Origin of the sequence: Pantoea sp. YR525 (genome assembly GCF_900116775.1) — a bacterium.
Lineage (GTDB): Bacteria > Pseudomonadota > Gammaproteobacteria > Enterobacterales > Enterobacteriaceae > Pantoea > Pantoea symbiotica.
The window spans coordinates 420,911-432,671 of record NZ_FPBU01000003.1 but is presented as its reverse complement, the minus strand read 5'-3'; the positions used below and the strand labels follow the sequence as shown (position 1 = coordinate 432,671).

The window sequence follows — 11,761 nt, the reverse complement described above, 5'->3', positions numbered from 1 at the left end:
CTAAAAATCACCACGGGAAAAAGTTTTATTTTCTCAATTGGCCGGGCACAAATGACGTGAAACGCATGGAGCCCAGGCTTTGACATTTTTCACTTCCCCGAGGGATGAAACCAACCCAGTAATATTCAGGATTATGCTAATAAATCATCGAGATAGACGCTCTGCCACAGATAACCCTGCATGCCATAAATCGCTTTATGCGCTAGCAGGTTGACCTGTTGTTGATTTTCAACACCCTCAACGATGACGCCGTTGCATAATTCGTTGAGATGGTCGAGCAGAATGTCAAAGGTGCGACCGTCGCCAAATTGCCAAAAAAATTCTTTGTCAATCTTGACGATTTCAAATATTCCGCTATCGAACATGGAAAGGTTGGAATAACCCGGACCAAAGTCGTCGAGCCATAAAGGGGCGGGCGTCACTTTCGCGACACCTTTTAAAATCAACAGATCGGCGCTATTAAATCGCGCGGTGAAGAATGCTGATATTTCCAGACGCAATAGCGTCAGCTGAGCCAGTTTTTCTTGTATTTCAGCATCTTTAAAAATGCTGGCTACGATATCTCTATCAACATTGACACTGACAATCTGGTCGAACCCTTTCTGGTATAGCTGAATAAGTTTTTCGATCTGGTGGAGGAATAACTGCCATTTAACGTCAGCAGAAAGCTGACTGAAGAACCCAACATCCCTTTCAGGATTACGCTTATTATTGATGTCTGCGTCATCTGCAAGACGCGTTAACAATTCCCTGGCAATCACCTGGCCGGATAAATCATAAACCGGCTCTAACAAGAACACTGTCTTCGGTTGATTGCTCATTTCACATCCTTACTGCAACTGCCTGATAGCATTAAACTGTCAGGATTTCTCATGTGAGAAGTAAGGTAAACATTGATAAAACTTAATGTCTTAACTGAAGGTTAACGTACAACTTACACTTTGAGAAATAGATTTCAGTAAACACCACTGACAACTTCAATCGCTTAAACCAATCAATAACGTAAGTAAATTTCTTTAAAATTCATAAAAACTTCGGATAAATCTGAGAAAAATTTAACTTAACGCTAACCTTGACAGCTCGAAAAAAAGCGAACAAATTGAAAAATAAGAATAAAAAGTAAATTAGCATTGATTGATTTTTATACTTATCTCAAATTTGAAAATGTTTCATCTGGAATTCATGATTCCAATAAACTCCAATAAATAAAGTTATCGTGAGTGACTATTCAATCCTTAATGTTTAAATTTTGATTATGCATTGCAATGAATACATAACAGATAAGCTGCTTAATCACTGATTAATCATTAGGTAATGTAAGGGCATTGGCGAAAAAGGAGGTTGTTACTGATTGGCTTTATCAGCAAAAAGAAAGAGATAGCGCTGAAGATATAAATGCGCTTTTTTGGCGGAAGGTTAAAAATAAGCGAAGAGTGATCGTCTTCACAAATAGAATTAAAAGGTTGAGGATGCGCGAGAATATAGCAGGAAAAGAGAAAACCGAGCCCTTTACGGGCTCGGTTTGAGTGCAGTTAATTACTCATCTTCTAAATAGGTGTAACCGTACAGGCCGCTTTCAAATTCTGCGAGGAACTGCGCACGCAGCTCTTCAGGAATATCGGTCTGCTGGGTGACCTGATCGCGGAACAGCGTCATCAGATCGTTCGGGTTAAGCTGCACGTACTCGAGCATATCCGCCACGGTATCGCCCTCATCCGACAGCTGTACTTCCACGCTGCCATCCGGGAACGCAAACACATCCACTGCTTCGGTGTCACCGAACAGGTTGTGCATGTTGCCGAGAATTTCCTGATACGCGCCGACCATAAAGAAGCCGAGCATCGGCGGATTATCGATGTCGTATTCCGGCATCGGCATGGTGGTGGCAATGCCATCGCCATCGACGTAGTGATCGATGGTGCCATCGGAGTCACAGGTGATGTCGAGCAACACCGCGCGACGCTTCGGCATTTTATTCAGCCCTTCCAGCGGCAGCACCGGGAACAGCTGATCGATGCCCCACGCATCCGGCATCGACTGGAACAGCGAGAAGTTGACGTAAATCTTATCCGCCATACGCTCCTGCAGTTCATCAATGATCGGGCGATGCGCGCGGTTGCTTGGGTCGAGGTGCTGCTGAATATAGTGGCAGATGCTCAGGTAAAGCTGTTCTGCCCAGGCGCGCTGACCGAGATCGTAGGTGCCTGACGAATAACCGGTATGGATGTCGAACAGATCCATTTGGCTATCGTGCAGCCATTCACGCAGCGAACGACGCACGTCAGGTTCGTGCATCTCTTGCCACGTATCCCACAAACTCTGAATCGGACGCGGTGAATCGGCATCCGGTGCCACCGGCGTGCTGAACTCGTTACGCTCAACACCAATGATGTTGGACACCAGCACGGTGTGGTGCGCAGTCACCGCACGACCTGATTCGGTGATAACGGTTGGATGTTCCAGACCGTTCTCTTCACAGGCATCGCCGATTGCCCAAATCACGTTGTTGGCGTATTCGTTCAGGCCGTAGTTGACCGAACAATCTGACTGCGAGCGCGTTCCTTCATAATCCACGCCCAAACCGCCGCCCACATCGAAACATTTGATGTTGACGCCCAGCTTCGCCAGCTCAACGTAGAAACGCGCCGACTCACGTACGCCGGTAGCGATGTCGCGGATGTTGGACATTTGCGAACCGAGATGGAAATGCAGCAGCTGCAGGCTATCGAGACGACCCGCTTTGCGCATAATGTCGACCAGCTGCAATACCTGTGATGCCGCCAGACCAAACTTCGACTTCTCACCACCGCTCGACTGCCACTTGCCCGAGCCCTGCGACGCCAGACGCGCGCGGATACCGAGACGCGGAATCACGTTCAGACGCTCGGCCTCTTCCAGCACCAAACGTACCTCGGTCATCTTCTCGATCACCAGATAGACTTTGTGACCGAGCTTTTCGCCGATCAGCGCCAGACGAATGTATTCGCGATCTTTATAGCCGTTACAAACAATTACTGAACGGGTTTTACCGGCGTGGGCCAGCACCGCCATCAGCTCGGCTTTCGAACCGGCCTCTAAGCCCAGCGGTTCGCCAGAGTTGACCAGCGACTCAATCACGCGCTTATGCTGGTTAACTTTGATCGGGTAAACCAGGAAGTAGTCACCTTTATAGCCGTAAGATTCACGCGCGCGTTTGAAGGCGGCGTTAATCGAACGCAGACGATGCTGGAGAATCTGCGGGAAGCAGAACAGCGCTGGCAGACGTTGGCCGTCGGCTTCGCGCTCTTTCACCAGTTTCGCTAAGTCAACGCGCACTTCCGGCTGATCCGGATCGGGACACACGCTGATGTGCCCCAGCTCGTTGACGTCGTAATAATTGTTTCCCCACCAGGCAATATTGTAGGTACGCAGCATTCTGCTTGCTTCCTGATCGTTCATCGCCACCTCCTGCATGGAGCGGAGTACACCTTGTTCGCCAGCTGACGAACCCTTGATATTCTTCATGTCGTCAGACATCGCGAACCTCAATTTTCCGTTGAAATATGAATTTGTTACCGAGTTTTGTCATGGTGGCGCCGGGTAAAAATTGCCTCATCCTGCTTGCTGCCTCTGTAAGGTTGCAATGTGCAAAGCTGACTCTAAGTGTAAAACACCGCACCGAAGTCGGGGCAAATAGCCTGAGACTTCCACGGTCTGTAGACAGCGAAATGCAGTAATAGATGCAGAGAAATGTTAACCGGCGCGCGTGTCGGGAGAATGAACACAACGTCGATAGAAGAAAAGAACGGGTTTGGAGTGTGAAAGGAGTGCCAGCACGCCGCAACAGCGCAGTGAACCAAAGCGAGAGAAAGAGTGGTTCATTACTTTAATCACCTCCATCGCCTGCTTAAAGCATGCGAGAAACGGCTTGGGTGAAGGTCAGATTAAATGGCATCTGACGGCGCGACGCACGGCGGCGTCATCCTTTGCGGCTGTGGTCCACAGCAGCGGCGTTTTATACAGCCACGCGGGGTAAAATGCAAAATCTTTGTCAGGTAACTGCGCGCGGTGTCAGGAAATAATTCCACTTGTGATGTTGCGGAAAATGCGGGATCGGAAAAAGCACTGGAAAAGTGCTCACTGAGTAACCTAGAATAGCCGTCCAGATGGTTTTCCATCTAAACTGATTAACATCCAGGCGGTGTGAGCCAATGCTCTCGCTGCCTACTGCTTGCGGCTTTGCCTGAAGGGGCGTCGAGTCGGTCTGATCCCACTTACGCTATGCAGTCGTATTCAAACCATTTTTAAGGTAAAGAACAGAATGGCTAAACACCTTTTTACATCTGAGTCCGTATCAGAAGGACATCCTGATAAAATCGCTGACCAAATTTCCGATGCCGTGCTGGATGCGATCCTCGAGCAGGATCCTAAAGCGCGCGTGGCCTGCGAAACTTACGTGAAGACCGGTATGGTGCTGGTTGGCGGTGAAATCACCACCAGCGCATGGGTTGATATCGAAGAGATTACCCGTAATACCGTACGTGAAATCGGCTATGTCCATTCCGATATGGGCTTTGATGCTAACTCTTGCGCAGTGCTGAGCGCGATTGGTAAGCAGTCTCCAGACATTAATCAGGGCGTTGACCGTACCGATCCGCTGGAGCAAGGCGCGGGCGATCAGGGCCTGATGTTCGGCTACGCCAGCAACGAAACCGATGTGCTGATGCCAGCGCCGGTTACCTATGCGCACCGTCTGGTGCAGCGTCAGGCTGAAGTGCGTAAAAGCGGTTCACTGCCGTGGCTGCGTCCGGATGCAAAAAGCCAGATCACCTTCCAGTACGATGACGGCAAAATTGTCGGTATCGATGCGGTTGTGCTGTCAACGCAGCACGCTGAAGATGTCACCACCGCCGATCTGCGTGAAGCGGTGATGGAAGAGATCATCAAGCCGGTTCTGCCGACTGAGTGGATCACCGCCAGCACCAAATATCACATCAACCCAACCGGCCGTTTTGTTATCGGTGGCCCAATGGGCGACTGCGGTTTGACCGGTCGTAAAATCATCGTTGATACCTACGGCGGCATGGCACGTCACGGTGGCGGCGCGTTCTCCGGTAAGGATCCGTCAAAAGTTGACCGTTCTGCCGCTTACGCCGCGCGTTATGTAGCGAAGAACATCGTAGCGGCTGGCCTGGCTGACCGTTGCGAAATCCAGGTTTCTTACGCCATCGGCGTGGCTGAGCCAACCTCAATCATGGTTGAAACCTTCGGTACTGAGAAAGTTTCTACCGAGCAGCTGACGCTGCTGGTACGCGAGTTCTTCGACCTGCGTCCATACGGCCTGATTCAGATGATGGATCTGCTGAAACCGATCTATAAAGAGACTGCAGCATACGGTCACTTTGGTCGTGAGCACTTCCCATGGGAGCAGACTGATAAAGCTGCGCAGCTGCGCGAAGCGGCGGGTTTGAGGTAAGCCCAGAAGCGACATCGTTATTGAGCCCGCCACTGGCGGGCTTTTTTGTGCCCGTAGGGTCGTCATTTATGACGACCTGGTTCTCAAGCTCTTCAAACCGGTTTGTCACTTCTTTTCCGCCGTCTACACTTCTTTCACCTCGCTTACAACTTGGTGATAACGATTACATTTTGAAATCCTTTAACAATCGGCAATTTAGAGATTTTTCAGCGTAGTTATTAACGTGAAAATGCGTTATTTTCAGCGTCCTCTGATTGCCGGTATTTAGTGCGATGTCAGAAACTTAAAGGGTGCTATACCTTACTGGTTACGTAACTATTTCGGGCGGAAAATGCTGGATTGCAGGGTTTCAGCGTGTGTAACCGATTACACTGATGTGATCTTACTCACTTTTTTCCGCCGACAGGTTTCATAACATTGATAACAACAACGATGGATAAACTTTGGAGGCTTCATGCCTGGTAATACTCATAAGAGCAGAACTTCAAATAAGGTCATGACCTTGTTTGTCTGCTTTTTAGCGGCGCTGGCCGGCTTGCTGTTTGGATTGGATATCGGTGTTATCGCCGGTGCTCTGCCTTTCATCGCGAAAGACTTTAACGTCACCGCACATCAGCAAGAGTGGATCGTCAGCTCTATGATGTTTGGTGCAGCTGTGGGTGCTGTGGGTAGCGGCTGGATGTCATCGCGTCTCGGTCGTAAAAAGAGCCTGATGGCCGGTGCGATTCTGTTTGTAATCGGTTCGCTGTGGTCTGCGGGCGCAACCAGCCCGGAAATGCTGATCGCCGCACGTGTGGTGCTTGGCCTGGCCGTTGGTGTCGCCTCTTACACCGCGCCGCTGTATCTCTCTGAAATCGCGCCAGAGAAAATTCGCGGCAGTATGATTTCGCTGTACCAGCTGATGATCACCATCGGTATTCTGGCGGCGTATCTCTCCGATACCGCATTCAGTGATGCTGGCGCATGGCGCTGGATGCTGGGCATCATCACCATTCCAGCGGTGCTGCTGCTCATTGGGGTATTCTTCCTGCCGAACAGCCCACGCTGGCTGGCGGCTAAAGGTGATTTCCGCAGTGCTGAGCGCGTGTTGTCGCGTCTGCGTGATACCAGCGAACAAGCAAAACGCGAGCTGGATGAAATCCGTGAAAGCCTGAAAATCAAACAGTCGGGCTGGCAGCTATTCCAGAGCAACAGCAACTTCCGCCGCGCAGTGTTCCTCGGCGTGCTGTTGCAGGTGATGCAGCAGTTCACCGGTATGAACGTCATCATGTACTACGCACCGAAAATCTTCGAAATCGCTGGCTTCGCCAATACCACGCAGCAAATGTGGGGCACGGTGATTGTCGGTCTGGTGAACGTACTGGCCACCTTTATTGCTATCGGTCTGGTGGATCGCTGGGGCCGTAAACCTACGCTGGTGCTGGGCTTCATGGTGATGGCGATTGGTATGGGCATTCTCGGCACCATGCTGCACATCGGCATCCACTCGCCAGAAGCGCAGTACTTCGCGGTGGCGATGCTGCTGATGTTCATCATTGGTTTTGCGATGTCGGCCGGTCCGTTGATTTGGGTACTGTGTTCCGAGATTCAGCCGCTGAAAGGCCGCGACTTCGGTATCACCGTTTCCACCGCGACCAACTGGATTGCCAACATGATTGTCGGTGCCACCTTCCTGACCATGCTGAATACGCTGGGCAACGCGCCAACCTTCTGGGTTTACGCCGGTCTGAACGTGTTCTTCATTCTGCTGACGCTGGCGCTGATTCCAGAGACCAAAAACGTCTCGCTGGAGCACATCGAACGCAACCTGATGTCTGGCAAAAAACTGCGCGACATCGGTCAGAAGTAATCCCGATAAGCGAATGCAAGGGCTGCCAACTGGCAGCCCTTTTTTATAGGTTCGCCATTAATGGCGACCGCTTCACACTCAGTTGATTCAACCGCTGCAAACTTTTATGCTGCCCCACATGAAAACACCACGCCTTCCCATCGCCTTACAGCAAGCCGTCATGCGTTCGCTGCGCCATTATTTGCAGCTGGCTAACGACAAGCTGGAACGCCGCTTTGATGAGCCCTCTTTGATCTATCAGCAGCGCGGCACCGCTGCGGGCACCGCATGGCTGGAGAAGTGGGAAATCCGCATCAATCCGGTGCTGCTGCTGGAGAATCAGCAGGCATTTGTTGATGAAGTGGTGCCGCACGAACTGGCGCATCTGCTGGTGTGGAAAACCTTTGGCCGCGTGCCGCCGCACGGCAAAGAGTGGAAATGGATGATGGAGAGCGTGCTGGGTGTGCCTGCGCGTCGCACCCACAAGTTTGAAATCGACTCGGTGCGCAGCAACACCTTTCCCTATCGCTGCAGCTGCCAGCAGCATCAGCTCACTGTGCGTCGCCATAACCGCGTGCTGCGCGGTGAAAGCGAATATCGCTGCGTGCACTGCAAATCGCTGCTGCAACCCGGTGAGTTTTTATCGAAATAGTTTAGCAATATAGTTTGTAATATAGTTCAGCAACATAGCCTAATCTCATATCCCGTACGTCATCATTCTGTTACCCTGCCGCCCTTTTTCAGGACCAGGTTAATTTTTGGAATATGTCTCGCAAAACGCTGCTGTTACTTACCTTATTAGTTGCCCCGCTTAGCGCTTACAGCCTCAGTTTCACTAACTATCATCAAAACAATTTTAGTCAGGCCAAAGCGTATGCCGCGCAGATCAATGCTGATGCGCCAGCCGACTTTTACTGCGGCTGCAAAATCAGCTGGCACGGCAAAAAGGGCGTGCCCGATTTAAACAGCTGCGGCTACAGCGTGCGCAAAAACGCCAATCGCGCCGAACGTATTGAGTGGGAACATGTGATGCCCGCGTGGGAGTTCGGCCATCAGCGTCAATGCTGGCAAAACGGCGGCCGCAAAAGCTGCAACAAAGATGCCGATTACCGCCGCATCGAAAGCGATCTGCATAACCTGCAACCCGCGATTGGTGAAGTGAACGGCGACCGCAATAACTTTCAGTACAGCCAGTGGAACGGCGGCGAACAGCAGTACGGTCAATGCGGCATGAAGGTCGATTTTAAGCAGAAACTGGCGCAGCCGCCGGAGCGTGCGCGTGGCGCCATTGCCCGCACTTACTTCTATATGCGCGACCAATATCATCTGCGCCTGTCGCGTCAGCAAACCCAGCTATTTACCGCGTGGGATAAGCAATATCCGGTGACGACGTGGGAGTGCGAGCGTGACAATCGCATCGCTAAAGTGCAGGGAAATCATAATTCCTACGTACAGCAGGCTTGCCAGCGCTAAAAGCGCTACCCTACACTAGCTTTTTTTTCGATTGCGCCGTGTCTGCTGACACGGCATAACGCTGGCAGGAACCGCATGCGTATACCTCGCATTTATCATCCCGAATCTCTCGAAGTTAACAGCGAAGTCTTCCTCGACGAGGATGCCGCTAACCATGTCGGACGCGTGCTGCGCATGACGGCCGGTCAGCAAATTGAGCTGTTTGATGGCAGTAATCTGACTTTTAGCGCCGAAATCACCCAGGCTGATAAAAAGCGTGTAAAAGTAAGGGTCCTTGCCAGTCAGGCTGATGACCGTGAATCCCCGCTGCATTTACACCTTGGTCAGGTGATGTCGCGCGGTGAAAAAATGGAATTCACTATCCAGAAATCGATCGAACTTGGCGTGAATGTGATTACGCCCTTGTTTTCTGAACGCTGCGGCGTAAAGCTGGATGCCGAGCGACTGGCGAAAAAAATTCAGCAATGGCAGAAAATCGCGATTGCCGCCTGTGAACAGTGCGGCCGTAATCGTGTGCCGGAAATTCGCGAACCGATGACGTTACAAGCCTGGTGCGCGGAAGCCGAAGACGGTTTGAAGCTCAATTTGCATCCGCGCGCCAGCCACAGCATCAATACGCTGCCGCAGCCGGTTGAGCGCCTGCGCTTACTGATTGGGCCGGAAGGTGGCTTAACCGCCGATGAAATTGCCATGACTGCGCAGCAGGGTTTTACCGATATTCTGCTTGGACCACGCGTGTTGCGCACCGAAACCACCGCACTCACCGCCATTACGGCACTTCAGGTGAGGTTTGGTGACCTCGGTTAAGCGATACTTTCGGGTTCGAACGTAACTTCACAGCACAACGCTTTCGGGGTAATTGCTTCCCCATTTAGGAGAGAATAATGATTAAGCTTGGCATCGTTATGGACCCAATTTCGTCCATCAACATTAAAAAAGACACCAGCTTCGCCATGTTGCTGGAAGCACAGCGCCGTGGTTACGAAATTCATTACATGGAGATGAGCGATCTCTCCCTGCGCGGTGGCGTGAGCTATGCGCGCACCCGTCTGCTGAGCGTTGAGCAGAACTACGACAACTGGTACACGTTTGGCAGCGAGCAGAATATCCCGCTGGCCGATCTCAACGTGGTGCTGATGCGTAAAGATCCACCGTTCGACACCGAATTTATCTACGCCACTTACCTGCTGGAACGCGCAGAAGAGCAAGGCACGCTGATCGTCAATAAACCGCAGAGCCTGCGCGACTGCAACGAGAAGCTGTATACCGCGTGGTTTGCCGACCTGACGCCAGATACGCTGGTCACGCGCAATAAAGAGCAGCTGCGCGCCTTTTGGCAGGAACACGGCGACGTGATCCTGAAGCCGCTGGACGGCATGGGCGGCGCATCGATCTTCCGCGTGAAGCAAGACGATCCCAACTTCGGCGTAATCACCGAAACCCTGACCAATCACGGCCAGAACTTCTGCATGGCGCAGAACTATCTGCCGGCGATTAAAGATGGCGACAAACGCGTATTGGTGGTGGATGGCGAACCTGTGCCGTACTGCCTGGCGCGTATTCCGCAAGGTGGCGAAACGCGCGGTAATCTGGCGGCCGGTGGCCGTGGTGAAGCGCGTCCGCTGAGCGACAGCGACTGGGAAATTGCGCGTCGCGTCGGCCCAACGCTGAAAGCTAAAGGGCTGATTTTTGTCGGCCTGGATATCATCGGTGATAAACTGACTGAAGTTAACGTGACCAGCCCAACCTGCGTACGTGAAATCGAGGCCGCGTTCCCGATATCGATCACTGGCATGCTGATGGATGCCATTGAGAAACGCCTGGGCTGATGCCGTCGGAGTTTCCACTCCGTGAACACCCAAAACCGGCGCTGCCGCGGCTGCGCCGGTTATTTTTGGTATACGAGTGATAATGAATTTACAGCATCATTTTTTAATTGCGATGCCGTCGCTGCAGGACCCACTGTTCAAACGCTCTGTAGTCTATATCTGCGAGCACAATGAAGATGGCGCCATGGGTTTGATCGTGAATAAGCCGATGGATAACCTGACGGTTGAAGGCATTCTGAAAAAGCTAAAAATTAGCGCATCCGAACGCGATCCTGCCATCAAACTGGACAAGCCGGTGTTCGCCGGTGGTCCGCTGGCGGAAGATCGTGGTTTCATCCTGCACTCGGCACAGCGCATTTACTCCTCGAGCATTCGTATTTCAGACACCACAGTGATCACCACCTCGCGTGATGTGCTGGAAGCGATCGGTACCACTTCGCAGCCCGATAACGTGCTGGTGGCGCTGGGTTATTGCGCCTGGGAGAAAGGTCAGCTGGAAGATGAGCTGCTGGAGAATGCCTGGCTCACCTCGCCTGCTAACACCAATATTCTGTTCCAGACGCCCATCGCTGAGCGCTGGCGTGAAGCGGCACGCGGTTTAGGTGTCGATATTCACAACATTGCCACCGATGCAGGACACGCCTGATGGCCAGTGAAACCTTACTGGGGTTCGATTTCGGCACCAAAAGCATCGGCGTTGCGGTCGGTCAGCAGCTAACAGGAACCGCCCGCGCGTTAACGGCGCTCAAAGCGCAGGATGGCACGCCGGACTGGAAGCTGATCGAAAAGCTGCTGAAAGAGTGGCAGCCCGATTATGTGGTGGTAGGTTTGCCGCTGAATATGGATGGCACCGAACAGGAGCTCACCACGCGTGCACGTAAGTTCGCCAATCGCCTGCATGGCCGTTTTGGCGTTCGCGTCGAGCTGCAGGACGAGCGCCTGAGCACCGTCGAAGCGCGTGCCGATCTGTTTGAACGCGGCGGCTTTCGTGCGTTACAGAAAGGCCAGGTTGATTCCCAATCCGCCGTGATTATCCTCGAAGATTGGTTTGATACGCATTAAAGCGCGGACAAAACCTGGTGCGCATTAATGTGCACCCTACGGTAAATCCACACACTCTGCCCTCATTGGCTTGTCGTAGGGTCGCCATTCATGGCGACCGATATAACAACAACA

The 11,761-nt window shown here is 52.0% G+C and carries 10 protein-coding genes; 8 read left to right on the top strand and 2 right to left on the bottom strand.

Annotation, left to right across the window (positions count from 1 at the left end):
• Positions 1–131: 131 nt before the first annotated feature.
• Together BM323_RS08505 and speA are read right to left on the bottom strand one after the other, a co-directional pair.
• Positions 132–821, bottom strand: a complete 690-nt coding sequence (locus BM323_RS08505) for an EAL domain-containing protein (RefSeq protein WP_008107267.1) — start codon at positions 819–821, stop codon at positions 132–134.
• Positions 822–1,536: 715 nt separating this feature from the next.
• Complete coding sequence (gene speA / locus BM323_RS08495; RefSeq protein WP_008107264.1) at positions 1,537–3,516, bottom strand: biosynthetic arginine decarboxylase; 1,980 nt, start codon at positions 3,514–3,516, stop codon at positions 1,537–1,539.
• A gap of 784 nt (positions 3,517–4,300) precedes the next feature.
• Here speA and metK point away from each other — a divergent pair.
• The 8 genes from metK to ruvX all read left to right on the top strand — a co-directional run bounded on the left by metK (position 4,301) and on the right by ruvX (position 11,647).
• Positions 4,301–5,455, top strand: a complete 1,155-nt coding sequence (metK, locus tag BM323_RS08490; RefSeq protein WP_008107262.1) for a methionine adenosyltransferase — start codon at positions 4,301–4,303, stop codon at positions 5,453–5,455.
• A gap of 454 nt (positions 5,456–5,909) precedes the next feature.
• A complete protein-coding gene (locus BM323_RS08485; RefSeq protein WP_008107259.1) occupies positions 5,910–7,304 on the top strand; it encodes a sugar porter family MFS transporter in 1,395 nt (464 codons plus the stop codon).
• A gap of 118 nt (positions 7,305–7,422) precedes the next feature.
• The gene (locus tag BM323_RS08480; protein WP_052026008.1) at positions 7,423–7,935 is read left to right on the top strand and encodes a SprT family zinc-dependent metalloprotease; all 513 of its coding nucleotides are present in this window, start codon (positions 7,423–7,425) and stop codon (positions 7,933–7,935) included.
• Positions 7,936–8,048: 113 nt separating this feature from the next.
• Positions 8,049–8,756, top strand: a complete 708-nt coding sequence (endA, locus tag BM323_RS08475; protein WP_008107254.1) for a deoxyribonuclease I — start codon at positions 8,049–8,051, stop codon at positions 8,754–8,756.
• Between the two features lie 75 nt (positions 8,757–8,831).
• Positions 8,832–9,563 carry a 16S rRNA (uracil(1498)-N(3))-methyltransferase gene (gene rsmE, locus BM323_RS08470; protein WP_008107252.1) on the top strand — a complete coding sequence of 244 codons (732 nt, stop codon included), beginning with the start codon at positions 8,832–8,834 and terminating at the stop codon, positions 9,561–9,563.
• Between the two features lie 77 nt (positions 9,564–9,640).
• The gene (gene gshB, locus BM323_RS08465; RefSeq protein WP_008107250.1) at positions 9,641–10,585 is read left to right on the top strand and encodes a glutathione synthase; all 945 of its coding nucleotides are present in this window, start codon (positions 9,641–9,643) and stop codon (positions 10,583–10,585) included.
• 82 nt (positions 10,586–10,667) lie between these two features.
• Complete coding sequence (locus BM323_RS08460) at positions 10,668–11,231, top strand: YqgE/AlgH family protein (protein ID WP_008107249.1); 564 nt, start codon at positions 10,668–10,670, stop codon at positions 11,229–11,231.
• A complete protein-coding gene (gene ruvX / locus BM323_RS08455; RefSeq protein WP_008107247.1) occupies positions 11,231–11,647 on the top strand; it encodes a Holliday junction resolvase RuvX in 417 nt (138 codons plus the stop codon). The genes BM323_RS08460 and ruvX overlap by 1 nt, the downstream gene beginning before the upstream one ends.
• Positions 11,648–11,761: the final 114 nt, after the last annotated feature.